Source organism: Variovorax sp. R-27 (genome assembly GCF_049913215.1).
Taxonomy (GTDB): Bacteria; Pseudomonadota; Gammaproteobacteria; order Burkholderiales; family Burkholderiaceae_C; genus Variovorax.
This window is the reverse complement of sequence record NZ_CP183984.1, coordinates 505,395-529,364: the sequence shown is the minus strand read 5'-3', so window position 1 is coordinate 529,364 and position 23,970 is coordinate 505,395. Positions and strand designations below refer to the sequence as shown.

General features: G+C 65.9%; 19 protein-coding genes. 12 read left to right on the top strand and 7 right to left on the bottom strand.

Annotated features, from left to right (window positions below; translation table 11 throughout):
* The first annotated feature begins 6 nt into the window (after positions 1 to 6).
* Genes ACN9MV_RS02450 through ACN9MV_RS02435 form a run of 4 tightly spaced genes read left to right on the top strand, consistent with a single transcriptional unit; the run spans position 7 to position 5,127 of the window.
* Positions 7 to 879 carry an ABC transporter permease gene (locus ACN9MV_RS02450; protein WP_426393139.1) on the top strand — a complete coding sequence of 291 codons (873 nt, stop codon included), beginning with the start codon at positions 7 to 9 and terminating at the stop codon, positions 877 to 879.
* Positions 879 to 2,525, top strand: a complete 1,647-nt coding sequence (locus ACN9MV_RS02445; protein ID WP_426391207.1) for an ABC transporter ATP-binding protein — start codon at positions 879 to 881, stop codon at positions 2,523 to 2,525. Before ACN9MV_RS02450 ends, ACN9MV_RS02445 begins: the two co-directional genes overlap by 1 nt.
* An 11-nt stretch (positions 2,526 to 2,536) precedes the next feature.
* On the top strand, positions 2,537 to 3,625 hold the full coding sequence (locus ACN9MV_RS02440; RefSeq protein WP_093076886.1) for a tartrate dehydrogenase: 1,089 nt from the start codon (positions 2,537 to 2,539) through the stop codon (positions 3,623 to 3,625).
* Between the two features lie 17 nt (positions 3,626 to 3,642).
* The gene (locus ACN9MV_RS02435; RefSeq protein ID WP_426391206.1) at positions 3,643 to 5,127 is read left to right on the top strand and encodes an NAD-dependent succinate-semialdehyde dehydrogenase; all 1,485 of its coding nucleotides are present in this window, start codon (positions 3,643 to 3,645) and stop codon (positions 5,125 to 5,127) included.
* Between the two features lie 15 nt (positions 5,128 to 5,142).
* On the opposite strand, the gene ACN9MV_RS02430 is transcribed toward ACN9MV_RS02435, so the two are convergent.
* The 3 genes from ACN9MV_RS02430 to ACN9MV_RS02420 form a co-directional block, all read right to left on the bottom strand.
* The gene (locus ACN9MV_RS02430) at positions 5,143 to 7,380 is read right to left on the bottom strand and encodes a LamG-like jellyroll fold domain-containing protein (RefSeq protein WP_426391205.1); all 2,238 of its coding nucleotides are present in this window, start codon (positions 7,378 to 7,380) and stop codon (positions 5,143 to 5,145) included.
* 177 nt (positions 7,381 to 7,557) lie between these two features.
* Positions 7,558 to 8,817, bottom strand: a complete 1,260-nt coding sequence (locus ACN9MV_RS02425; protein WP_426391204.1) for an NAD(P)/FAD-dependent oxidoreductase — start codon at positions 8,815 to 8,817, stop codon at positions 7,558 to 7,560.
* Positions 8,818 to 8,890: 73 nt separating this feature from the next.
* Positions 8,891 to 10,033 carry a saccharopine dehydrogenase family protein gene (locus ACN9MV_RS02420; protein WP_093175327.1) on the bottom strand — a complete coding sequence of 381 codons (1,143 nt, stop codon included), beginning with the start codon at positions 10,031 to 10,033 and terminating at the stop codon, positions 8,891 to 8,893.
* Between the two features lie 419 nt (positions 10,034 to 10,452).
* Here ACN9MV_RS02420 and ACN9MV_RS02415 point away from each other — a divergent pair, with 419 nt between their 5' ends.
* The 7 genes from ACN9MV_RS02415 (at position 10,453) to ACN9MV_RS02385 (ending at position 17,847) form a co-directional block, all read left to right on the top strand.
* Positions 10,453 to 11,256, top strand: a complete 804-nt coding sequence (locus ACN9MV_RS02415) for a transporter substrate-binding domain-containing protein (protein ID WP_256216757.1) — start codon at positions 10,453 to 10,455, stop codon at positions 11,254 to 11,256.
* Positions 11,257 to 11,266: 10 nt separating this feature from the next.
* On the top strand, positions 11,267 to 12,070 hold the full coding sequence (locus ACN9MV_RS02410; protein WP_093053866.1) for an amino acid ABC transporter permease: 804 nt from the start codon (positions 11,267 to 11,269) through the stop codon (positions 12,068 to 12,070).
* 1 nt (position 12,071) lies between these two features.
* On the top strand, positions 12,072 to 12,884 hold the full coding sequence (locus ACN9MV_RS02405; RefSeq protein ID WP_426391203.1) for an amino acid ABC transporter ATP-binding protein: 813 nt from the start codon (positions 12,072 to 12,074) through the stop codon (positions 12,882 to 12,884).
* A gap of 88 nt (positions 12,885 to 12,972) precedes the next feature.
* The gene (locus ACN9MV_RS02400; protein ID WP_093053860.1) at positions 12,973 to 13,425 is read left to right on the top strand and encodes an Lrp/AsnC family transcriptional regulator; all 453 of its coding nucleotides are present in this window, start codon (positions 12,973 to 12,975) and stop codon (positions 13,423 to 13,425) included.
* Positions 13,426 to 13,439: 14 nt separating this feature from the next.
* Positions 13,440 to 14,132 carry an aspartate/glutamate racemase family protein gene (locus tag ACN9MV_RS02395; protein ID WP_426391202.1) on the top strand — a complete coding sequence of 231 codons (693 nt, stop codon included), beginning with the start codon at positions 13,440 to 13,442 and terminating at the stop codon, positions 14,130 to 14,132.
* Between the two features lie 364 nt (positions 14,133 to 14,496).
* Positions 14,497 to 16,260 carry a branched-chain amino acid transaminase gene (locus ACN9MV_RS02390; RefSeq protein WP_426391201.1) on the top strand — a complete coding sequence of 588 codons (1,764 nt, stop codon included), beginning with the start codon at positions 14,497 to 14,499 and terminating at the stop codon, positions 16,258 to 16,260.
* Between the two features lie 21 nt (positions 16,261 to 16,281).
* Positions 16,282 to 17,847, top strand: a complete 1,566-nt coding sequence (locus ACN9MV_RS02385; protein ID WP_426391200.1) for an acetolactate synthase large subunit — start codon at positions 16,282 to 16,284, stop codon at positions 17,845 to 17,847.
* An 8-nt stretch (positions 17,848 to 17,855) separates the two neighbouring features.
* Here ACN9MV_RS02385 and ACN9MV_RS02380 read toward each other — a convergent pair whose 3' ends face one another.
* Genes ACN9MV_RS02380 through ACN9MV_RS02370 form a run of 3 tightly spaced genes read right to left on the bottom strand, consistent with a single transcriptional unit; the run spans position 17,856 to position 22,286 of the window.
* On the bottom strand, positions 17,856 to 19,322 hold the full coding sequence (locus ACN9MV_RS02380; protein ID WP_426391199.1) for a PLP-dependent aminotransferase family protein: 1,467 nt from the start codon (positions 19,320 to 19,322) through the stop codon (positions 17,856 to 17,858).
* A gap of 7 nt (positions 19,323 to 19,329) precedes the next feature.
* On the bottom strand, positions 19,330 to 20,784 hold the full coding sequence (gene hydA / locus ACN9MV_RS02375; protein WP_426391198.1) for a dihydropyrimidinase: 1,455 nt from the start codon (positions 20,782 to 20,784) through the stop codon (positions 19,330 to 19,332).
* Between the two features lie 2 nt (positions 20,785 to 20,786).
* Positions 20,787 to 22,286, bottom strand: a complete 1,500-nt coding sequence (locus tag ACN9MV_RS02370) for an NCS1 family nucleobase:cation symporter-1 (protein ID WP_426391197.1) — start codon at positions 22,284 to 22,286, stop codon at positions 20,787 to 20,789.
* A 227-nt stretch (positions 22,287 to 22,513) separates the two neighbouring features.
* Here ACN9MV_RS02370 and ACN9MV_RS02365 point away from each other — a divergent pair, with 227 nt between their 5' ends.
* Positions 22,514 to 23,284, top strand: coding sequence for a FadR/GntR family transcriptional regulator (locus tag ACN9MV_RS02365; protein ID WP_093175345.1), 771 nt, complete (start codon positions 22,514 to 22,516; stop codon positions 23,282 to 23,284).
* A 75-nt stretch (positions 23,285 to 23,359) separates the two neighbouring features.
* Here ACN9MV_RS02365 and ssb read toward each other — a convergent pair whose 3' ends face one another.
* A complete protein-coding gene (ssb, locus tag ACN9MV_RS02360; protein WP_097200521.1) occupies positions 23,360 to 23,920 on the bottom strand; it encodes a single-stranded DNA-binding protein in 561 nt (186 codons plus the stop codon).
* Positions 23,921 to 23,970: the final 50 nt, after the last annotated feature.

The window sequence follows — 23,970 nt, the reverse complement described above, 5'->3', positions numbered from 1 at the left end:
AACGCCATGGCCTCCATCACGGCCGCGCCGCTGCCCGAGCCGAAGCGCGGCCGTCTGCACTGGCTCGCAGGCTTCGGCGTCTCCGGCCTGCTCGGCCTCGCGGTGCTGCTCTTCTGGATGCTCGCGGCGGTGTTCGGTCCCTGGCTGCTCTCGTACAGCACGGCATCCACCGGCACCTCGAACGTCTTCATGCCGATCGGCGCGGCGCATTGGCTCGGCACCGACTACCTCGGGCGCGACATGCTGGCGCGCGTGATCGAAGGAGCGCGCTACACGGTCGGCGTCGCGCTGCTCGCCACGCTCGTGGCCAGCGGCACCGGCACCGTGCTGGCATTGCTGGCAGCAGCCAGCGGCCGCTGGATCGACGCAACGCTCAGCCGCTGCCTCGACACCCTCACGGCCATTCCGAGCAAGATGTTCGCGCTCATCATGGTGGCGGGCTTCGGCTCCTCGGTGCCAATGCTTGTCTTGACCGCGGCCATCATCTACGTGCCCGGCGCCTACCGCATCGCTCGCTCACTGGCCGTGAACATCAACGCGCTCGACTACGTGACCGTGGCGCGCACGCGCGGCGAAGGCACGCTCTACATCATGCTGCGCGAGATCCTGCCCAACATCGTCGGCCCGATGCTGGCCGACCTGGGGCTGCGCTTCGTCTACACCGTGCTGCTGCTGGCGAGCCTGAGCTTCCTCGGCCTGGGCATACAGCCGCCGGCCGCCGACTGGGGATCGCTGGTGCGCGAGAACATCGGCGCTCTGGCCATGGGCGGCGCCTCGGTGATCGTGCCGGCGCTGGCCATCGCGAGCCTGACCATCGCGGTCAACCTCGTCATCGACAACCTGCCCGGCGGCGCCGCGCGAGAAAAAGGAACACGCTGATGGGAGCACCACTCACAGTCCAGGGCCTGAGCATCTGCGCTGGCGCCAGCACGCTGGTCGACAACCTGAGCTTCTCCGTGCAGCCCGGCGAAGTGCTGGCGCTGATCGGCGAGTCGGGCTCCGGCAAGACCACCACTGCGCTGGCGCTGATGGGCTATGCGCGCCACGGCTGCCGCATCTCGGCGGGCAGGGTGCAGATCGGCGACACCGACGTGCTGGCGCTCGATGCCCGCGCACAGCGCGCGCTGCGCGGGCGCACCGTGGCCTACATCGCGCAGAGCGCGGCTGCATCCTTCAACCCCTCGCGCACGATCATGGACCAGGTGGTCGAGCCGACCGTGATCCACGGCCTGTGCAAGCGGGCCGAAGCCGAGGCGAAAGCGGTGCAGCTGTTCCGCGAACTGGCGCTGCCCGATCCGGAGAGCATCGGCTCGCGCTATCCGCACCAGGTGTCGGGCGGCCAGCTGCAGCGGCTGATGGCGGCGATGGCGCTGATCGGCGACCCCGACCTCGTGATCCTCGACGAACCGACCACCGCGCTCGACGTGACGACGCAGATCGAAGTGCTGCGCGCCTTCCGCCGCGTGGTGCGCGAGCGCCGCGCCACCGCGGTGTACGTGAGCCACGACCTGGCGGTGGTGGCGCAGATGGCCGACCACATCCTGGTGCTGCGCAACGGCCGCATGCGCGAGCTGAACGCGACGGGGCAGATCCTCGCCGCGCCGGCCGACGAATACACGAAGAGCCTGCTGGCCGCCGCGCGGCCGGTGCCGCGTGCTTCAGCCGGGGCCACCGACGACGGCCGCGAACTGCTGCTCGAAGTGCGCCAGCTCTCGGCCGGCTACGGCCCGGTGGATGCGCAGGGGCGCCCGGCCAAGCCGATCCTGCAGGACATCGACCTGAAGCTGTACCGCGGCCAGGCAATCGGCGTGATCGGCGAGTCGGGCTCGGGCAAGACCACGCTGGCGCGCGCGGTGGCGGGCCTGCTGAAGCCCAGCCATGGCAGCGTGCTGTTCCACGGCCGCGAACTGAAGCCCACGCTGCAGCAGCGCGAGCGCGACGAGCTTCGCCGCATCCAGATCGTGTTCCAGATGGCCGACACGGCACTGAACCCATCGCAGACCATCGAGCGCATCCTGGCGCGGCCACTGGAGTTCTACAAAGGCCTGCGCGGCGAGCCGCTGCAGAGGCGCATCCGCGAACTGCTGGATCTGGTGAAGCTGCCCCAGACCGTGGCCGGTCGCCTGCCGGGCGGGCTGTCGGGCGGGCAGAAGCAGCGCGTGAACCTGGCGCGCGCGCTCGCGGCCGACCCCGACCTGATCCTGTGCGACGAAGTCACATCGGCGCTCGACACCGTGGTCGGCGCGGCGGTGCTGGACCTGATGGCGGAGCTGCGGCGCGAACTGGGCGTGTCTTACCTCTTCATCAGCCACGACCTGCACACGGTGCGCGCCGTGTGCGACGAAATCGTCGTGATGCAGCACGGCCGCAAGCTCGCGCAGGTGGCGCGCGCCGACTACGACCGCGGCCCGCACCACCCCTACTACGAGCTGCTGGCGCACTCGGTCCCCGAGTTGCGCCAGGGCTGGCTCGACGAGATGGACCGCGCGAATCACGTGGACCGCGCCACGGCCCTCACATCATGAGAAAGACCGAAATGACACCGACCTTCCGCATCGCGCTGATTGCCGGCGACGGCATCGGCAAGGAAGTGATGCCCGAGGGGCTGCGCGTGGTGCAGGCCGCCGCGGAGCGCTTCGGCTTCGAGCTCGACTGCCGCACCATCGACTGGGCCAGCGCCGACTACTACGCAGCGCACGGCCAGATGATGCCGGACGACTGGAAGGAACAGCTCAAGGGCGTCGACGCGCTGTTCTTCGGCGCCGTCGGTTGGCCCGCGACCGTGCCCGACCACGTCTCGCTCTGGGGATCGCTGCTGAAGTTCCGCCGCGAGTTCGACCAGTACATCAACCTGCGTCCGGTGCGCCTGTTCGAGGGCGTGCCCTGCCCGCTGGCCGGCCGCAAGCCCGGCGACATCGACTACCTCGTGGTGCGCGAGAACACCGAGGGCGAATACACCTCCCTCGGCGGCGTGATGTACGAGGGCACCGAGCGCGAAATCGTGATCCAGGAATCGGTCTTCTCGCGCCACGGCGCCGACCGCGTGCTGCGGTACGCCTACGAGACCGCGCGAGCGCGCAAGCGCAAGCACCTGACGGTGGCCACCAAGAGCAACGGCATCGCGATCAGCATGCCCTGGTGGGACGGACGCGCTGACGCGGTGGGCCTCGACTTTCCCGACGTGACGGTCGACAAGCAGCACATCGACATCCTGTCGGCGCGCTTCGTGCTGCAGCCCACGCGCTTCGACGTGGTGGTGGCGAGCAACCTGTTCGGCGACATCCTCTCCGACCTCGGGCCCGCGACCACCGGCACCATCGGCCTTGCGCCGTCGGCCAACCTGAACCCCGAGCGCAAGTTTCCGTCGCTGTTCGAGCCGGTGCACGGCTCGGCGCCCGATATCTACGGCCAGAACATCGCCAACCCGATCGCAATGATCTGGTCCGGCGCGCTGATGCTGGACTTCCTCACGCAGGGGCAAGGCGCGGGCCGCGCGGCGCACGACGCGATCCTGGGCGCGATAGAGGCGGTGCTGCGCGACGGTCCGCGCACGCGCGACCTCGGCGGCTCGGCGAGCACCACCGAAGTGGGCATCGCGATTGCAGAGCGCGTCGCGGCGGCCTGAAGAAAGACTTTTCGACCATGACGACACTCGAACTCGAACACAAAGACCTGATGCCCGGCCGCCAGCTCATCGGCGCCGATTGGCGCGAGGCTGGCGACGCCCGCCGCCTCGACGTGACCAACCCCGCCACCGACGCCGTCTTCGCGAGCGTGCCCGACGGCACGGCCGCCGACGCACGCGCGGCCGTCGATGCCGCGCACGCAGCCTTCCCAGCTTGGCGTGCAGTGCCTGCCAAGCAGCGCGCGCAGATCCTCAAGCGCTGGAACGACCTGATGCTGGCGCATCAGCAAGACCTGGGCCGCCTGGTCTCGCGCGAACAGGGCAAGCCGTTGGCCGAGGGGATCGGAGAGATCGCCTACGCGGCCAGCTACGTCGAGTGGTTTGCCGAAGAGGCCACGCGCGCCAACGGCGAAGTGATTCCCGCGCCGGTAACGGGCCGCCGCATGCTGGCATTGAGGGAGCCGGTGGGCGTGGTCGCGGCGATCACGCCGTGGAATTTTCCGGCGGCCATGATCGCGCGCAAGATCGCACCGGCCCTCGCGGCGGGCTGCACGGTGGTGTGCAAGCCGGCCGAAGACACGCCGCTGACCTCGCTGGCCCTCGTGAAGCTGGCGCAGGAAGCGGGCGTGCCTGCCGGCGTGCTCAACATCGTGACCGCATCGCGCGAACGCACGCCCGAGGTGGTGGACGTGTGGCTGGCCGACGCGCGCGTTCGCAAGATCAGCTTCACCGGCTCCACGCCTGTGGGCAAGCACCTGGCGCGGGCTTCGGCCGACACGCTGAAGAAGCTCTCGCTCGAGCTCGGCGGCAATGCGCCCTTCATCGTGTTCGACGACGCCGACGTCGACGCCGCGGTGGAAGGCCTGATGGCCTCCAAGTTCCGCAATGGCGGCCAGACCTGCGTGTGCCCGAACCGCGTGTTCGTGCAGGCCCGGGTGCACGATGCATTCGTCGACAAGCTGGCCGCGCGGGTCGGTGCGCTGCGCGTGGGCCCGGCTACCGAGCCAGACTCGCAGATCGGCCCGATGATCAACGCGCGCGCGGTCGACAAGATCGAGCGCCATGTGCGCGATGCGGTCTCCAGGGGCGCGCGCATCGTGGTCGGCGGCGAGCGGCTGCGCAATGCGCGCTGCGACGGCCCCAACTACTACGCACCCACCGTGCTGGTGAATGCTGACGCGACGATGGAATGCAGCTGCGAGGAAACCTTCGGCCCCGTGGTGCCCGTCACTCGCTTCGAGACCGAGGCCGAAGTGATTGCCGCCGCCAACGACACGCCCTTCGGGCTCGCGGCGTACTTCTATTCGACCGACGTGCGCCGCATCTCGCGTGTGGCCGATGCACTGGAGTCGGGCATTGTCGGCATCAACGAAGGCGCTCTGGCGGCCGAGGCCGCGCCCTTTGGCGGTGTGAAGGAATCGGGCTACGGCCGCGAAGGCTCGGTGCATGGCCTGGAGGACTACATGCACATCAAGTACGTCTGCCAGGGCAGGCTGGGCTAGACGCTACCGGATCGCCTACTGGGCCAGCGCCGCCACGTCCGCGCTGCCCAGCGCGCCGCTGTAGATGCGGAAGTCGTCGATGCGCCCCTTGAGATACGAATCGCCGGAGAACTGCGAACGCCCCAGCCAGTTCTGCGTTGTCGAGCCGAGATCGAAGGGCCCCAGGCTCATCTGCGCATTGGAGCCGGCCTCGACGCCGTCCACGTACAAGGTGCCGAGCGCGCCGGACACGGTCACCGCAACGTGCACCCACTTGCCGGTCGGCAGCGCCGCTGACCCGTCGATCACCTGCTCGTTGTAGCCGTGGACGGTGGAGATCGCGAAACGCGGCGTGCCGCTGTTGCTGCGGGCGGTCAGCATCATGTAGCGGCGCTCGCCGGAGCCGAAGTCGAAGACCCGCGACCACGTCGCGAGGCTGTCGATGTACAGCCATGCGGTGATGCTGAAGTCGGCAAGGTCTTTCGACACCACGCCCGCAGGCAGGGCGACATAGCTGCCGGCCTTGCCGTCGAGCACAACTGCATTGCCTTCGCGTCCGGCAACCCAGGCCGCGCCGCCTTGCAATGCGCTGGCGCCGAACTGGCCGGTCGCGTCGGCAGCTGTGGTGCCGCTCGCTTCATCGAACTTGAGCTGCATCAGCAGCTCGGCCTTGATCGCGGCCCTCTCTTCGTTGGAGGCTGCGCTCTCTCCCGACGCGGTTACCGCAACGATCACGTAGTACCAGACTTCTCCGGCAACGACGCTGCTGTCCGTGAACGTGAGCGTGTCGGTGATGTCCGGGGCGATGGTGGCGTACGGCCCGCCGGCGGTGCTCGCGCGCTTGACCGAATAGCTCTGCGCGTCGGGGCAGCCCCACCATGACAGCACCGCCTGCGTGCCGCGCACCCGGGCCGTGAGCCCGCTCGGCTTTCCCGGTGCCGCGAGCGGATCGCGCGTGAAGGTCAGCGTGCCGAAGCCCAACTGGTCGCCGTTGCCACCGTCCCCCTCAGGGTACATCTGCGCGACCTGCAGGGCGGTGTAGGGCGTCGCGATGCCCAGGCGATTCGCGTAGTGGTTGTGCACGCTTTCCCATATGCCGCGCCGGTGCCCCTGGCCGGCAGTCGACAGCACCGACTGCGTGCCCTGCTTGTTGATGTTGGTGAAGAAGGGCACGGTGTAGAAGTCGCCGTTGCTGTCGCGCAGGTTGGACTTCGCCACGTACTCGGCGCCGGCGAGAAAGCGGTTGTTCTCGTAGCCGTACGTGTCGTCTCCCTGGTTCCATGCCATTTCGTGGAACGCGCCCGCCAGGCCGATGCCCAGGGTGCAGTGGCCCTGATCGCGCCCGCTCTCCTGCCACTGGCCGAGGTAGCCCGAATGCACCTGGTAGACCGCCTGCAGGCCGGCCCCGTTGCCCTGGCCTGTCTTGTAGTAGCTCATCGCCTCGTCGTAGATGTCTTGCCGGTCGCACAGCACGCCGATGGACAGCATCGCGGCCAGGGTGCACTGGTCCCAGTTGGCCCAGTAGTTGGTGATCTGGGCGCCGTTGTGGTTGGTCAGGAAGCTGTGGTTCAGCGGATAGAACACGGTGAGCATCATGTTCTGGAAACGCGCGAAATCGGCGGCGGCCCAGCCCTCGTAGGTGCGCATGATCTCGGCCGCATTGGCGAACTGGTAGCCGTAGATGCCGGCGGCCAGGAAGCGGTCCGCATTGCCGGTGAGCGTGGTCAGCGTGGACGACCATTCGTTCAGGAAGACCACGGCCAGATCGGCATAGCGCGTGTCCTGCGAGACCTTCCAGCGCAGCGCCAGTTGATAGGCGCGCGCGATGTCGATGTACATCTGCGCGAAGTTGGAGTCGTCGCCGCCGCGGATCACGGTGGCCAGCGGGCGCGGCTTCGCACCAAGCTGCGCGCGGCCATTGCCCGTCAATGCGTTCCAGCCGTCGAGCCAGGGTTGCGCCTTGTCCTTGACCTTCTGGCGCATGCGCTCGAAGTCGGCTTCGGTGTGCAGCAGGCCGGGGTGGACGAACTTGCGCGCCTCCACGGATGGAGTCGTCGATTCGGGGACAACGACATCGGCAAGGGCCACTGCATCGGCCGACGCCGCCGCGGCCGTTCCCTGCTGTGCGGCGCCAGAGCCCGCCGCCATCGAGAAACCACCGCCTCCCCCACCGCCGCAAGCCGTTGTTCCCAATGCGAGGGCGCTTGCCGTGCCAAGAAAAAATACGCGGCGGTCCAGGGAGAAGCCGTTCTTGTCGTCCAACGAATTTGCCATCTGCCGAATTTTTGTAAAAAATTAATTCAGCAACATGCATGCCATTCGCTTTGCGCCGTGCAACCGCGTGCCATTGGTAGCACGGATGAATGCATTGGGCCTGGATTGCGTTGGCGAATCGCGCAATCCCATGACATTGATGTCACAGGCGGCTTGCGACTGCGCCAGAAATGTCGGCTATCGAAGAAAGCGGCCGGGCGCGAACGGCAGTGGATCGATGTCGCAAGGCTCGCCGTGCATCAGCGATGCCAGCAGGCGGGCCGTTCCCGGAGCGGTGTTGAAGCCGATGTGCTGATGGCCGAACGCAAGCCACAGGCCGGGATGCCGCGGGCATTCGCCGACGATCGGCCGGCTGTCCGGCAATGTGGGCCGGCTTCCCATCCAGGCCTCCGGTTCGAGGCGGCTGTCCAGCGGAAACGCTTCGCGTGCCGCGCGTTCCGCAAGTTCGAGTTGAACGAGGTTCTTCGGCGCATCGCGCTGCGCGAGCTGCACGCCGGTGGAAAGCCGCAGGCCCTGCTCCATGGGCGACAGCACATAGGCGCCGCCGGTGTCGTACACGGGTCGTCCGAGCGAGGCGTTGCCCACTGCGCTGTAGTGCATGTGATAGCCGCGCTCGAACGCCATCGGCACGGAAATGCCGAGCGACTTCTTCGCGAACTCCCGGGTCCACGGCCCCAATGCGAGCACGACCTTCGATGCCTCGTGCACCGAGCCGCCCTCCTCACGGAGCTGCCAGACATCGCCTGCGCCGGAGCGGCCGAGTCCGCTGATCGACACCTGTTTGATCTGCCCTCCGCGCGAGACGAAAAGCCTGGCGTACGCCTCCACGACGCGGCCCGGGCTGTCCACCGAATCGGTGTCCTGGATCCACAGCGCACGCGGAAAAAGAGGCTTCAGATGAGGCTCGAGGTCCGAGAGCTCTTTCGCATCCAGCACGCGCGTGGCGACGCCGAAGCGATCGAAGGTCTCGCGCGAAAGACGGCTGCCGGCAAAGCCTTCTTCGCTGCGGTAGAGAAACAGCCACCCGTTGGTGCGCAGGCGATGCGCCGCCCCTGCTTCGGCGAGCAGGCGCCGGTGTTCCGACGTCGAGAGCCTGATCAGCGCATCCAGCGCGGTAGTGGTCTCCTGGAACACGCTGGCGCGCGCGCTGGCGAGAAAGCGCACGGCCCACGAAAGATTCTTCGCAAGGAATGCGGGGTCGTAGCGAAAGCTCGCCGCAGTGTTCTTCAACAGCTTCGGCAGTACCGACCACAGCCCGGGATGATTGAACGGCATCAGCGAGCTGCGTGCGATCACCCCGGCGTTGCCATACGAGGTCTCGCGGCCCGGGGCAGTGCGGTCGAACAGCGTGACCTCATGCCCTCTGCGTTGGAGCTCCAGGGCACACGACACGCCGACGATGCCGGCGCCCAGAATGGCAACAGTGTTCTTGTTCATTCCCTCGATTTTCGTCGGCGGCGAGGGCCAGGCCTGGTACGCGACGTCCCCGGCCTGCAGATGGACGGATCGATCAGGCGTGCGCAGGCTCGCCCTTGGGCCTTGGCGCGGGAGCGAACGACGCTACGCCCAGGCCCTGGTAGTAGTGGCCGACCTTGGTGGCGAGGAACTGCCCGAGCGGCGCCTGCTCCTGCCCGACGAAACCGTGCGCGGGAAGCTGGCCCTGCCGCAGCAGTTCGAACACGCCGACGACGCCGGCGGCCGTGGTCAGCTCGATGGCGGTGCGGTCCTTGCCGCGCAGCGGCGCTCCGAACACGCGCCCGACGCGCGTCTCCTGCTCGAAGCGGCCATTGCGCATGCCCGAGGCCGATGCAAACAGGATCACCACGTCTTCGCGGCTGTGCGGCACTGCATGCTCGAGCACCTGGCGCAGCAGGTCGCGCCGCTCGATCAGGCGCAGGTCGTGCAGCAGGAAGTTCATCGCGTCGCGATGGCCGGGATAGCGGATGGTCTTGTAGTCGAGATTGCGGACCTTGCCTTCGAGCGTCTCGCACAGCGTGCCCAGGCCGCCTGAGGTGTTGAAGGCCTCGAAGGCTTCGGCATCGAGCGTGAAGGTCTCGTGCCCTTCCATCGGCTGCACCGACACCAGCTGGCCGTTCACGATGGCGTCGCACGGGTTGCAGTACTCGTTGATGACGCCGTCGATGCTCCAGGTGAAGTTGTAGCGCAGGCTGTTGGTGGCATTGCGCGTGAGTGCGCCCACGCGCAGGCGCAGGTCGTAGAGCTCGTCGAAGCGGCTTGCGAGGTAGCCGCCGAGCATGCCGATCACGCCCGGCGCCAGGCCGCTCTGGGGCATGAGGACCGAGGTCGCCGTCTTCGAGATCTCGCGGATGGCCTTGGTTGCCGCCACGTCCTCTGTCAGGTCGAAGTAATGCACGCCGCATGCAGCAGCCTCGGTGGCCACGCGCTGCGCGAGGAAGAACGGCAGGCAGTTGATCACCACCGAGTGCGCGCGCAACGTGGTGCGCAGGTCTTCGGTGCTCTCCACGTCGAGCGCGATGCGCTGCACCAGCGGGTCGTTTTCGTCGCCGCGGCCCGGCCTCACGTCGGCCAGCGTCACTGGCAGGCGGTGGTATTCCGCAATCATGTCGGCCACGGTGCTGCCGACCTTGCCGGCACCCAGAACCAGGACTTTCTCGATCTTCACTTTGGTCATTTCATTTCTCCTGCGGGGCACCGTTGCCCTGTAAAAGAACTGTAAAAGTGAGTCCTGGCAGTTGATAGAGAGCAGATCGGCGAAAGGGCTGCGCGCTTCGTCGATACGACGACGCCGTTCGTCAGCTTGGACTGTCGGCACAGGGACAATGACTTCCAGGCCTGAAGTCGCCCCGCGCAACGAAGCGCCGCATGCCCGGCCGAAACCGTCGAAACGACGCGCCAGACTGCATATCGCCGAAGACTCTGACGGTATGACGAGAGAAATCCGTCGTCCTGACGATGTGCCGCGTTGCTTGTGACAGTCCGCACTTCTAGACTCGGACTCGGGCTGGGAAGCGATACTTTCCTTTTCTTTTTATGGCGAGCTTCTTGCTTGGAGTGAACGTGCTTACCAAACGAATCCTTTTCCGTGCCCTCGTGGCTGTGACAACCGTCTGCGCGCTGGGCTCGGCCTTTGCGCAGGAATCAGCAGAAAGCTCGCTGGCCCGGGTGCAGCGCACCAAGGTATTGCGCGTCGGCGCCGTCGCAGGCGCCATTCCGTATTTCGCCAAGGACATCACCACCGGCAAGTGGGAAGGCTTCGGCCCCGACTTCGCGGAAAGCCTGGGGCAGAAGCTCGGCGCCAAGGTCGAGTACGTCGAGACCACCTGGGGCAACGCGGTGCTCGACCTGCAGTCCAACAAGATCGACGCCATGTTCGGCATGGCCCCCACGCCGGCCCGCAAGGAAGTGGTGGGCTTCTCCGACACGCTCTTCGACAACACCTACACGGTGGTGTGCAAGAAGGGCATTCCGCAGAAGACCTGGGAGCAGCTGAACTCGCCCGACATGAAGATCGTGGTGGACGTCGGCTCCAGCCACGACCAGCTGGCAACGCGCGTGCTGCCCAAGGCCGATGTCTCGCGCCTGGAAAACTCCGGCGCCGCCACGATGTCGCTGCAGGCCGGCCGTTCCGATTGCCAGGTGCTGGTGATCCTGCTGGCCCAGCCGCTGCTCGCCAAGCGCGGCTCCATCGGCACCATGTACATCCCGCAGCCGGTCTACACCGCCCCGGTGAGCATCGGCCTGCGCAAGGAAACCGACACCGGCATGCAGAAGGCCGTCAACGCCTGGCTGGCCGATGTCCGCGCGAAGGGCGAAGTCCGCAGCGTCATCCTGAAGAACATGGAGAAACTCGCGGGCGTGCCCGCCAGTGCCTTCCCGCCCGAAATCAAGTTCTGAGGACGCCCCGATGGACAGCGTGGAATCTTCGAGCGAGCCGAAGAGCCGCTCCCAGCTCGGCACGGCCCTGCTGATCGTCCTGGCCCTGGCGGGCGCCTGGGCAGCCCTGAAGCACTTCTCGGGCGGTGCCCTGGGAGGCGGTGCAGGCAGCTACGACTGGGACTTCGGCGTGCTCTGGAAATACCGCAGCCTGCTGGTGTCGGGCCTGCTCTACACCCTGCTCTTCACGGTGATCTGCGTGGTGCTGGGGCTGTTCGTCGGCCTGGTGACGGGCCTGGGCCGGCTGTCGAGCAACCCGCTCATCACCGCGCCGCTGCGCGCCTACATCGAAGTCTTCCGCTGCACGCCGGTGCTGGTGCAGCTCGTGTGGTTCTACTACGCGCTGCCGGTGCTGACCGGGCTCGAGATGTCGGCGGTCGTGGCCGCCACGCTGTGCCTGTCGCTCTACGGCGGCGCCTTCTATTCGGAGATCGTGCGCGGCGGGATCATCTCGATCGACGCCGGCCAGACCGAAGCCGCCAAGGCGCTGGGCATGACGCGGCTGCAGCTGCTGCGGCGCGTGATCCTTCCGCAGGCGTTCAAGAAGATGGTGCCGCCGCTGATGAACCAGTCGATCATGCAGCTGAAGAACACCTCGCTGCTGTCGGTGCTGGCCGTTCCCGACCTGCTCTACCAGGGCCAGGTCATCGCGCACGACACGTACCGGCCGCTGGAGCTCTACACCTTCATCGCGATCGCGTACTTCGCGGTTCTGCTGCCCATCACGATCTGGGCCAAGCGCATGGAATTCGGCTCCGGCCCGAAAGAGGTTTGACATGGCCAGCCCCCTGATCGAAATCGCCAACCTGAAGAAGGCCTTCGGGCAGAACGTCGTGCTGAAAGACATCTCGCTGCAGATCGAACGCGGCCAGGTGGTCGCGATGATCGGGCCCTCGGGCTCGGGCAAGTCGACACTGCTGCGGTGCATCAACCTGCTGTCGATACCGAACGCCGGGCGCATCACGGTCGGCGAGCAGACCATCGAGTTCGACGGCGCGCGCACCACGCTGCCCAGCGAGCGCAGCCTCGCACGCTTCCGGGCCTCGACCGGCATGGTGTTCCAGCACTTCAACCTCTTCCCTCACATGACCGCGCTGCGCAACGTGATGGAAGGACCGGTCACCGTGCTGAAGACGCCCAAGGCGCAGGCCGAGGCCGAGGCGCGCGCGCTGCTGGCGAAGGTCGGCCTGCTCGACCGGGCCGACTACTACCCGGACAAGCTGTCGGGCGGACAGAAGCAGCGCGTTGCGATCGCGCGTGCGCTGGCCATGAAGCCCACGGTGATGCTGTTCGACGAAGCGACTTCCGCGCTCGACCCGGAACTGGTCGGCGAAGTGCTCAACGTCATCAAGGGCCTGGCCCGCGAAGGCATGACGATGATCCTTGTGACGCACGAGATCGGCTTTGCGCGCGAAGTGGCCGACCAGGTGATCTTCATGCGCGACGGCGTCGTCGCCGAATGCGGCCCGCCGGGCGTGGTGATCGACAACCCGCAGCAGGAATCGACGCGTGCCTTCCTCGGGCGCTTCAAGGCTTCGTCGGAAGCCGCCAGCAGCAGCAGCAACGTCGTCGTCACGGCCGTGGCGTAAGCGGGCGATGGTCCCCGCCATCGAGATCTCAGCGTACGACGGCCGCGACGCGGCGGCACAATCCACTCATTTCCGCTGCAGGGCCGCCATGGACCTACGACTCGACGACCTGGACCGTCACCTGTTGACGCTGCTGCAAGCCAACGCCCGCGAGCCCGCCGCCAATCTCGCGCGCAAGCTCAAGGTCGCCAGGACCACCGTGGTCGCACGCATCGCGCGGCTGGAGCGCGATGGCATCGTCTCGGGGTACGGGGTGCGCCTTGGCCAACGGCTGGAGCAGGCTGCGGTGCGGGCCTTCTGCGGCCTCAGCGTCAATGCGAAGAGCGCCCCCGTGATCATCAAGGCGCTCGGGCGTTTGCCCGAAGTGGAAGAAGTGTGGGCCGTGAGCGGCCAGTTCGACTACATGGTCCTGCTCCGATGCAGCAGCCCCGAACAGCTCGACACCCTTCTCGACCAGATGGGACAGATCGACGGCGTCAACCAGACGCAGACCTCGATCGTGCTGAGCCGCAAGATCGATCGCCGCAGCACGGTGGAGTGACGGCAGGCCCCACGATGGCAATGACCCGCGACGCCGGTGCCTTTCTGGGCGTGCTGATGCTCGACACGCGCTTTCCGCGGCCACCGGGCGACATCGGCAACCCTGAGACCTTCAGCCGGCACGGCATTCCGGTGCGGTTTCATGTGGTCACGGGCGCTTCGCCCGAGCGCATCGTGAAGCAGGCCGACCCTGCGCTGCTGCAGCCCTTCGTCGATGCCGCGCGGGCGATGGTCGACGAGGGCGCAGCGATGATCACGACCAGCTGCGGCTTTCTGGCCGCCTACCAGGACACGCTGGCCGACGCGGTGCCCGTTCCCGTCGTCACGTCGAGCCTGCTGCAGTGCAAGGACTTCGCGCGGCCGGGCGTCCTGACCTTCGATGCGGCTTCACTGAGCCCCGCCATCCTGGCCATGGCCGGCGTGCCGCAGGCGACGCCCGTGCAGGGCGTGGAGCCGGGGTGCGAGTTCCATCGGCGCATCCTCCACAACGAAACGCAGCTCGACCTCGAAGAGGCCGGCCGGAATGTGGTCGACGCCGCATGCCGCCTCGTGGAGCTGTCGCCCTCGGTCGAGGACATCGTGCTCGAGTGCACCAACATGCCGCCCTACCGCGAGGCGGTTGCGCGCGCGACAGGGCGGCGCGTGCACGACATCGAAACGCTGCTGGTCGCGCGTTGGGCGGGGCGCGGGAAGCCCCACAGCAAGTAAAGGCGCGCCGCAAGCCGGCCGCCTCTTCCACCCCCTGAATTCCTGACTGCGGGCACGCCATCGGCGGCAGCCCGGGCAGCGCCGACGGCCGAATTGCGCCACCAATACAGCCCCCACTTTGGTGCCAATACAGTTATTTATAACGATTTGAACCGTAAATGGAATGCCTTCGACAAGGCACCGTACGATCCGCTCGGCTTCAATTGTTTTTATTCTTCAATCTTCTTTTAGAGCAAATCCGGACAATTAATCCTTTTTATTTAATTCAACAAATCACCAATCCCGACAGGGACTTTTTGGCCCAACTGATGCCGAAGGCTGTTTATCGCCTCGGATTTTCTTTTCTTCATCTCCTGGAGATTTTATGGACAGCAATTCCGGTCGATCGATATTTCCAGCACCGCACCCCAGCATCGCGTGGATGGACGGTGAATTTGTCAATTGGGAGCAATGCACTTTGCATGTTCGCACCCAGGCTGGATTTTTTGGTGCGAACATATTCGAAGGGCTTCGGGCTTATTGGGACGAATCCACGAAAAAATCGTACATCTTCCGCCTGAACGACCATCTGAAGCGGCTCGAGCAGTCGATGAAGATCATGCGAATGAAGTCGCGCTTCGATACGCCAACGCTCCGGCAGGCGACGATCGAGTTGCTGAGCCGCTGCGAATTTCAGGCGCACGCGCAAATCAACCTGTCGACGTATTTCAGATATTCCGGCCCCGGCGAGCCATTGGTCGCTACCGAAGATACGGGTGCGCACATTACCGCAATTCCGCTGCCGCGCTCGCCGAAGATAGAAAAAGGAGTTGCCGCTGCAATTTCCACCTGGCGCCGGATTTCCGACGACTGCATACCGCCGCGCGCCAAGGTAGCAGCCAATTACCAAAACAGCCGTCTTGCACAAAATGAAGCGCGCGATAACGGCTTTGATATCGCAATCATCCTGAATAACAGGGGCAAGGTGTCCGAAGGCCCGGCGGCGTGTCTTTTCATCATCAGGGACGGCGTCTTGATCACGCCTCCGACCTTCGCCGATATCCTGGAAAGCCTGACCCGCGATACGCTGATCGTGCTGGCCAGGGAGAAATTGGGGCTGCAAGTCGTGGAGCGCGAAATCGACCGCACCGAATTGCTGATTTCCGATGAAGTCCTGATGTGCGGCACCCTGTTCGAGATACTCCCCGTGACTTCCGTCGATCGCCTGCCCATCGGCGACGGCGAAGTGGGGCCCATCACCCGCCAGCTGCAGGCGCACTACCTGACGACGGTGACGGGCGGATACCCGGAATATTCGTCCTGGTGCACCGAGGTGGCCGCGCCGCCCGCGGTACTTCCGCCCAAGGTCACGCTGACCCACCAGGAGGCCATCGAATGGGTGGACAGCGCCGACAACGCCTACCACGCCTACCCATGGGCCAAGGCGAGCCTGGACGATTTCAGCGGCTACCTGCGGGAGCCGAGCAAGTTTCCATGCAACTTCGCGCGCGCGGCGTTCCGCACGAACACGCTGCATTTCGTCTTCGCGGGCTCCGACACCGATCCGCTCGAACTCGCTCGCGTGCGCCAGGGGCTGCGCGAATACCTGAAGACGGTTTCGGTGATGACGGGGATCGAGGAATCCATGAACGTGCTGGTGATCCTGTTCAAGCCCGAAGCACAGGAGCGGGCGCTCGATCACTACCACCAGACCGCCTGGCACGTGATGCAGGACTGGGTCGACAACGATCCCGAACCGTGGCCGCCCGAGATCCCCACCGACCCCGAGCAGCCGTTCTGGAGCCTGTGCTTCGCGGGCGTTCCGCTCTTCATCAACGTCAGCGCGCCGGCGCACCGGCACCGCAAGAGCCGCAATCTCGGTCGTTCACTGGCCATGGTCACGCAGCCGCGGGCGGGCTTCGACCTGCTCGCCGGCCCCACGCCGGAAGGCGACAAGGTGAGGCAGCGAATCCGCCGGCAGGTGGAGCTGTACGACGGGCAGCCGGCGCCGGACGTCGTCGGCACCTACCACCGGGGCGACCTCGAGTGGAAGCAATACGTCTTCACGGACACGAACGACGAGAAGCTGACCCGCTGCCCGCTGCACATCGACGCCGCAGCACCCACGCAGCAACGCCGCACGGGCTGAAGAAGAAAGAAGGAGAACGAATTGAACGGTTCCGATGTCATTTGCGAAACCTTGATTGCCTCGGGCGTCGAGGTGTGTTTTGCCAACCCGGGAACCTCCGAGCTCCACCTGGTGGCCGGCATGGAACGCCGGGCGGACCTGCGCTGCGTGCTGGGCCTTTTCGAAGGCGTGGTCACGGGCGCGGCCGACGGCTATGGGCGCATGACCGACAAGCCCGCCGCGACCCTGCTGCACCTGGGCCCGGGCCTGGGCAACGGGCTGGCGAACCTTCACAACGCCAGGCGCGCCAGGACCCCCATCGTCAACATCGTCGGCGACCATGCGACGCACCACCTGCCCTTCAACGCTCCGCTGACCTCCGACATCGAAAGCCTCGCCAGGCCGATGTCGAACTGGTACGGACGCATCGGCTCCGTGCATGACATTGCCTCGAGCGTTTCCGACGCGTGCCGGGCAGCCAGGTCGCTGCCCGGTGTCGCCACGCTGGTCGTGCCCGCGGAAGTCACCTGGGGCGATGCCGACCCGGTGCAGCCACCGAGTCTCACAAGATTCGCAGACTCACCGCCGCCTCCCGATCGCGAGAAGGAACAGCGGGCCGTGGCCCTGCTGCGCAGCGACCGGAAGACGGCGTTGTTTCTCGGTGGCCGCGCACTGCGGCAGGAAACCCTTGCGCTCGCTTCCGAGATCGCGCGCAAGACCGGCGCCAGCCTGCTGGCCCCCTTTGCGAATGCGCGCATGGCACGCGGGGCAGGAAGCCCCGCCGTGCCGCGCGTGGCCTACGCGACGGACCTGGCCGTGGCCCAGCTGGGGCAGTTCGATGCGATCGTCATGATCGGCGCCGAGCGGCCGGTGGCATTCTTTGCGCATCCGGGCATGCCGAGCCGCCTGCTTCGCGACGATTGCGAAGTGATCGAGCTGTGCGAACCGGGGGGCGATGTTGCTGCGGCCATCGAAGGTCTCGCGGAATACTTCGCTTCGGCCCGGTTGGTCCTGGACGAGCCCCCGCCCGCAAGACGCCGCGACCAGCCACATCTTCCACTAGGCCCACTCACGAACGAAGCGCTCGCGGAGCTGATTGCCCGGCTGCTGCCGGACAACGCCATCGTCTGCGACGAGGCTTTGTCTTCCGTGACGCAGCTTTTTGCCAAGTCGTATGACGCGGCACCGCACGACTGGCTGCAGATTACCGGTGGCTCGATCGGCATCGGGATTCCGCTCGCAACGGGCGCTGCCATCGCCTGCCCCGACAGAAAGGTGATCACGCTTCAAGCCGACGGCAGCGGCATGTACACGCTGCAGGGGCTCTGGACGCAGGCGCACGAGAACCTCGACGCGATCACGATCGTTCTGGCCAACAGGAAGTACGCGCTGCTGATCGACGAGATGCGGCGCATGGGCGTGAAGCCCCCCGAGCACCAGACGCGCGGCAGCTTCGACCTCACCGATCCCATTCTCGATTGGGTCTCGCTGGCAAAAGGCATGGGTGTGGAAGCCGCGCGTGCTTTCACGGCGGAAGAGTTCATCAAGGTCTTCGTCGGCGCGCTGAAGCGCAGGGGGCCTTTTCTTATCGAGGCGGTCCTCTCATGAGAACGCGCTCATAGCGCGGACAGGAACTGCCAGAACCTGTCCGTGTCGCAATAGGCCACGTTGAAACGGAACCAGGCGCTGGCGGTGTCCGATGCGCTGAAGTACATGCCCGGGGCGAGCCAGATGCCCTGCCTGAGTGCGCGTGCCGTCACTTCCCTGGCCTCGGCAGGATCGATCGGCAGGCGCCCCCAGAGAAAGAGGCCTCCGCGCGGGCGATGGAACAGTTCCACGCCGGCAGCGCAGAGCTTTCGCTCGATCTGCGTGTGCACATCCGCCAGGCGATGGCGCAGCCGTTCGAGATGCTGGCGATAGGCGCTGTCGACAAGAATCTGGTGAACGGCCTTTTCCGTGACCGCGGAAGAAGTGAGCCCCGTGACCATCTTCAGGTGCACCAGCGCTTCGAGGGTGGCCGCATCGGCCGCGATGAAGCCCACGCGCAGCAGCGGCGAAATGGTCTTTGAGAATCCGCCGATGTGGATGACCGGCCCGAGGCCCGCCATGGCGGCCAGCATCGGTGTGTCGGGCGGAGCGAGCCCCCGGCTCACGTCGTTCTCGACGATGAGCATCTGCGTGCGCTGCGCAATCTGGAGCACCTTGTAGGCCATCGGCAAGGTAATCGACGTGCCCGTGGGGTTGTGCAGCGCGGAGCTCACGAAGAGGGCCTTGGGCTTGTGCTTCTGCACCAGGGCCTCCAGCACGTCGGTGTCCAGGCCGGCCGGCGTGCGAGGCACGAACAGCAGCTGCACGCGCGCCAGCTTCAGCCGTTCGAGCAGGTTGCAATAGCAGGGGTCCTCGACCACGACGACGTCGCCTGGCTTGAGGAGAAAGCGGATGACGAGGTCGATGGCCTGCGTGGCGCCCTGCGTGATCAGCACCGAGTTGATGTCGGCAGGCACGCCGAAGCGCGCCAGCTCGAAGGCCACGCGCGACCGCAGGCTGGCATCGCCGAAGGGCTGGCCGTACCCGCCGACCTGGCTCTTCATGGTGCGGCTCAGCGATCGCAGGGCCCGGCCGAATTCGATGCCGTCGAGCCAGCCCGATGGAAGCCACCCGCAGCCGGCCTTGATGGATGCCGTCTGGTCGGAGAACACCTCCGACAGGAGCCACGCATCGTTGGGGCCGGACGGCGGCACGCGCAGCTGCGGTGCAGGCTCCATCGTGACCTGGCTCGCCACGATGAATCCGGCGCCGGGGCGCGACGCGATCATGCCGAGCGACACCAGCCGCTGGTACGCCTGTGCAATGGTGAAGGTGCTGAGCTGCAGATGCATTGCCATCTGCCGCACGGATGGCAGCTTCTCGCCGGACAGAATCCTGCGCTGCCCGATCGCCTCGGCAATGCCGTCCACAAGCTGGCTGACCAGCGAGCTTGCGCGGCCTTTGCGGCGATCGATGGAGAGCTTCAACCCATGGTCGCTCAGCTCCACTGCGTCCCCACCGGCCATGGCTTGCGCGCAGCGCCGGGGTTCGAGCACAGCCTGCTCAAGGCTTCGCCGCCATTGGAGCGAACTGCTGCTTTGCACGTTTGTTGAGCGCCTGGAAATTGGCACCAAATGCAGGGCGCGGCAGATAGCGGCCCGCGCCCCGCTCTGCGCGCAGGTCACCGTTGGCATACACCACGCGCCCCTGGCTGACCGTGTGCGTCGGAATGCCGCGCACGGTGCGTCCTTCGAAGATGTTGAAGTCGCCCCTGGAGTGCTGCGTTGCCGCCGAAAGGGTCTTGGAGGCCTGCGGGTCCCACAGCACGAGGTCGGCATCGGCCCCCTGGGCGATCAGGCCCTTGCGGGGATACAGGTTGAAGAGCCTGGCCGCATTGGTCGATGTGACGGCGACGAATTCGCTGGGCGTCAGCCGACCGGAGTTGACCCCGGCATCCCAGATCACGGCCATGCGTTCCTCGATGCCGCCGCAGCCGTTCGGTATCTTGGCGAAGTCGTCCTTTCCGGCGGCCTTCTGGGCCGCGCAGAAGGTGCAGTGATCGGTCGCGGTGGTCTGCAGGCTGCCCGACTGGAGGCCGCGCCAGAGAAACTCCTGGTGCGCCTTCGAGCGGAATGGCGGGCTCATCACGTGTGCAGCAGCGCTGGCAAAGTCTGGCGCGCGATACACGCTCTCGTCGACCACTAGGTGGCCTGCAAGGACTTCGCCGTAGACCCGTTGCCCGGCCGCGCGGGCGCGCGCAATTGCGTCGGCCGCCTCCATGCAGGACACGTGCACGACGTACAGGGGAACGCCCAGCACGTCGGCGATGGCAATGGCTCGCTGGGCCGCCTCGGCCTCGACCGCGGGCGGGCGCGACCGCGGGTGGCCCTCGGGTCCGGTTACGCCCTTGCGGGCCAGCTCCTGCTGGAGAAAGTGGACAAGCTCGCCGTTCTCGGCATGCACCGTGGGCATGGCACCGAGTTCGAGTGCGCGGCGAAAGCTCTTCACCAGGATCTCGTCGTCGCACATGATGGCGTTCTTGTAGGCCATGAAGTGCTTGAAGCTGCTCACGCCTTCTTCATTCACCAGGGTGCCCATGTCGCGGTGCACGCTCTCGTCCCACCAGGTGATGGCGACGTGGAAGCCGTAGTCCGCGGCGGACTTGCGCGCCCATTCCCTCCAGGTGCCATAGGCTTCCATCAGGGACTGCTGCGCGTTGGGGATCACGAAGTCGAGGATGGTCGTGGTCCCGCCGGCCAGGCCCGCGGCCGTGCCGGTGAAGAAATCGTCCATCGTGACCGTGCCCATGAACGGCAGCTGCATGTGCGTGTGAGGGTCGATGCCGCCGGGCAGCACGTACTGCCCGGAAGCGTCCAACTGCACCGCGCCGGCCGGCGCCTGGCGTGCGGCATCGGCGCCGATGGCGGCAATCTGCCCTTCGACGCACAGCACGTCGGCTGTGAACTCCCGGTCGGCGTTGACGACGATCCCGCCTCTGATCAAGAGCGCGTTCGTCATGCTCAAGCCTCCGAAGGCCTGGTCTGTTGCGGCACCGTCGTCTGCTTCTGCAGCCGCATCGACGCAACGTACACGACGGTCGAGATGGCGATGCCCGCGAACCATGCGTAGGTGTAGATCGTCTTGAAGACTTCGGGCACGGTCGGAAAGACGCTCGGCAGCGCCGCATTGAGGAACCCGGGGAGGTTGGGCAGGACACCGGCGATGAACGCTGCGATTGCGGCAGGGTTCCACCCGTTCCTGTACCGGTACTCGCCATGATCGCTGTACAGGTCGTTCACTTGCAGCTGCGTGCGGCGGACGATGTAGTAGTCGGCAATCAGGATGCCGGCGATCGGCCCGAGCAGCGCGGAGTAGCCGATCAGCCACGTGAAGATGTAGCCCTGCGTGGATTCGAGCAGCTTCCACGGCATCATCGCGACCGCGATACCGGCCGTGATGTAGCCCCCCGTGCGGTACGAGATGGCCCGCGGATTCAACGCCGAGAAATCGTAGGCCGGGCCCACCAGGTTGGCCGCCAGGTTGACGCTGACGGTATCGACCAGCAGCACGATCAGCGCGATGAGCACGGCCGCGCCCGTCATGCGGCTGGCCAGGTCGACCGGGTCCCAGATCGCCTTGCCGTAGATCACGACCGTGGCGGAGGTGACGACCACCGCAAGGGCCGCGAGCAGCCCCATGGGAACGGGCAACCCGACCGCCTGCCCGACGATCTGGTCGCGCTGCGATTTCGCGAAGCGCGTGAAGTCGGGAATGTTCAGCGCAAGGGTGGCCCAGAAGCCCACCATGGCCGTCAGCGACGGCCAGAAGACCGCTGCGAACTGACCCGCCTTCTTGCCGCCTTCGACGAACTGCGAGGGCTGCTGCAGGATCGGGCCCAGGCCTCCGGCGCGGTTGAGCGCCCACGCCAGCAGCACGAAGCAAATGAGGATCTTCAGCGGCGCCGTGTACGTCTCGAGCTTGCGGATCGATTCGATGCCGTGAATGACGAAATAGAACTGGAGCGCCCAGAAGACGAGGAAGCTCACCAGCTGGAAGAAGTTGATGCCCAGCCAGGCGATCTTCTCGCCTTCGAGCGGATGGCCGATCAGCACGCCGACCAGCGTGTAGATCATCATCCCGCCGAACCAGGTCTGGATACCGTACCAGCCGCATGCCACGAGCGCGCGCAGCAGCGCCGGTATGCGGGCGCCCCGGGTGCCGAACGAGGCACGCGCGAGCACCGCGTAGGGAATGCCGTACTTCACGCCCGCATGCCCGATCAGCAGCATCGGGATCAGCACGATGAAGTTCCCCAGGAAGACCGTGCCGACGGCCTCGGACCAGGACATGCCGGACTCGATCAAACCGGCGGCCAGGGTGTAGGCGGGAATGCACATCACCATGCCCACCCAGAGCGCGGCGAAGTGATACCAGCGCCAGGTGCGCTGCTCGGGCCGCGTGGGCGCCAGGTCGTCGTTCCAGAGTCTCGAGTGGGCTTGCAAAGGTTCGCTTGATTTCATGATTTTTCCTTTGAGAGAGTCACGTGGGGCTGGGAATTGAGCTTCTTCGATATGCCTACTATTTATCCGTATAAAACATATAAATAGGAGCATTACATAGCAAGTTCGATGCCCGAACAAGCCCGATCACCGGCCTATTGCGCATGTTTTTGACTCAATTGCATTCAATTGCATCGATTTATCATGGGCGATCGGCTCCGCTCGGGAGCTTCCCCAAGGAACAGGGCATGCCCATTGGTCAACGCGCAAGAAAACGCCCCAAGCTCTCGGACCTCGTCGTCGAAGACGTGAAGCGCTGGATCGTTACGGAGCGCAAGCAGCCAGGCGACCGGCTACCGAACGAGAAAGAGCTCGTCGAGCTTTTCGGCGTCTCGAAGAGCACCATGCGGGAGGGATTGAAGGCACTGGAAGTGCGCGGCCTGATCAAGACGCGCACAGGCCCGGCCGGCGGCGCCTATCTCCAGCAGGTCTCGCTGGATCACGCATCAGAGCCGCTGAGAAACTTCCTGCACTTCCACCACCTGGACGGGCATCACATCTACCAGCTGCGCAAGATCCTGGAGCCCGAACTCGCGGTCAGCGTCGTCGGCCGGCTCGACGCGAAGCAACTGGACCTGCTCGAGCAGACCATCCGCCTGTGCGAGCAGGAGCCTCGCAACGACATCGAGTTGCGTGCACAACGCGTCGCCGAGCTGGAGTTTCACAACCTGCTGGCGGACAAGTGTCCCAACGCCCTGCTCGCCTTCATGTGCCGCTTTCTCAACGACCTGCTGCGCGACCTCATGGTCTACAAGAATGCATGGGAGCACCGCCACTTCGGCGAAGCCAACCTGGGCTTTCACACCAGGCTGCTGCAGGCCTTCCGCGATGAAGATGCCGACGCCGTGCACCGCCTGATGACCGAGCACATGGTCGATGCCGAAACGCACATGCACGAAATGGAAGTGCACGTCGGCGTGCAGCAGTTGCTGATGCCCGCGGGTCGGCGCCACGCGTGACTGGCCTGCCCAAATAGAAAGAGCCGCTCCCTTTCGGGAAGCGGCTCTTTGCTTGTGAACCTGCGAAGGTCCGGATCAGAACGGAATGTCGTCGTCCATGTCGTCGAAGCCCGACGACGACTTGGCCGGTGCCTGGCGCGGAGCCGGCGCCGCAGCGCGCGGAGCGGCTGCCGGCGCGCGCGGGGCGTAACCGCCGCCGCCACCACCACCGCCATTGCCGCCTTGCGAATAACCGCCACCGCCGCCACCCTGCGAGTAGCCGCCGTCGTCCTCGGGACCGCCCGACGGGCCGCCCTGGCCCTGACGGCTGCCGAGCATCTGCATCTGGTCGGCGCGGATCTCGGTGGTGTACTTTTCGATGCCGTCCTTGTCGGTCCACTTGCGCGTGCGCAGGCTTCCTTCAACATACACCTGCGAGCCCTTGCGCAGGTACTGGCCGGCGATTTCGGCCAGGCGGCCGTTGAAGACGATGCGGTGCCACTCGGTGGCTTCGCGCATTTCGCCGCTTTGCTTGTCTTTCCAGCGATCGGTGGTGGCCACTGTGACGTTCGCGACCTGGTCGCCGCTCGGGAAGGTACGCATTTCGGGGTCGCGCCCCAGATTGCCGACGACGATGACTTTATTGACCGATGCCATATGCACTGCCCCTGATAAGTAGATGAAGGAGGAGGTTGAGAAGAACCCTC

What these genes read in the sequence shown, in the direction of transcription:
- ACN9MV_RS02370 (WP_426391197.1), bottom strand. Translation starts at nt 22,286, where the DNA reads ATGAAATCAAGCGAACCTTTGCAAGCCCACTCGAGACTCTGGAACGAC.
- ssb (WP_097200521.1), bottom strand. Translation starts at nt 23,920, where the DNA reads ATGGCATCGGTCAATAAAGTCATCGTCGTCGGCAATCTGGGGCGCGAC.
- ACN9MV_RS02450 (WP_426393139.1), top strand. Translation starts at nt 7, where the DNA reads ATGGCCTCCATCACGGCCGCGCCGCTGCCCGAGCCGAAGCGCGGCCGT.
- ACN9MV_RS02390 (WP_426391201.1), top strand. Translation starts at nt 14,497, where the DNA reads ATGGACAGCAATTCCGGTCGATCGATATTTCCAGCACCGCACCCCAGC.
- hydA (WP_426391198.1), bottom strand. Translation starts at nt 20,784, where the DNA reads ATGACGAACGCGCTCTTGATCAGAGGCGGGATCGTCGTCAACGCCGAC.
- ACN9MV_RS02440 (WP_093076886.1), top strand. Translation starts at nt 2,537, where the DNA reads ATGACACCGACCTTCCGCATCGCGCTGATTGCCGGCGACGGCATCGGC.
- ACN9MV_RS02365 (WP_093175345.1), top strand. Translation starts at nt 22,514, where the DNA reads ATGCCCATTGGTCAACGCGCAAGAAAACGCCCCAAGCTCTCGGACCTC.
- ACN9MV_RS02395 (WP_426391202.1), top strand. Translation starts at nt 13,440, where the DNA reads ATGGCAATGACCCGCGACGCCGGTGCCTTTCTGGGCGTGCTGATGCTC.
- ACN9MV_RS02410 (WP_093053866.1), top strand. Translation starts at nt 11,267, where the DNA reads ATGGACAGCGTGGAATCTTCGAGCGAGCCGAAGAGCCGCTCCCAGCTC.
- ACN9MV_RS02400 (WP_093053860.1), top strand. Translation starts at nt 12,973, where the DNA reads ATGGACCTACGACTCGACGACCTGGACCGTCACCTGTTGACGCTGCTG.
- ACN9MV_RS02425 (WP_426391204.1), bottom strand. Translation starts at nt 8,817, where the DNA reads ATGAACAAGAACACTGTTGCCATTCTGGGCGCCGGCATCGTCGGCGTG.
- ACN9MV_RS02445 (WP_426391207.1), top strand. Translation starts at nt 879, where the DNA reads ATGGGAGCACCACTCACAGTCCAGGGCCTGAGCATCTGCGCTGGCGCC.
- ACN9MV_RS02405 (WP_426391203.1), top strand. Translation starts at nt 12,072, where the DNA reads ATGGCCAGCCCCCTGATCGAAATCGCCAACCTGAAGAAGGCCTTCGGG.
- ACN9MV_RS02420 (WP_093175327.1), bottom strand. Translation starts at nt 10,033, where the DNA reads ATGACCAAAGTGAAGATCGAGAAAGTCCTGGTTCTGGGTGCCGGCAAG.
- ACN9MV_RS02430 (WP_426391205.1), bottom strand. Translation starts at nt 7,380, where the DNA reads ATGGCAAATTCGTTGGACGACAAGAACGGCTTCTCCCTGGACCGCCGC.
- ACN9MV_RS02435 (WP_426391206.1), top strand. Translation starts at nt 3,643, where the DNA reads ATGACGACACTCGAACTCGAACACAAAGACCTGATGCCCGGCCGCCAG.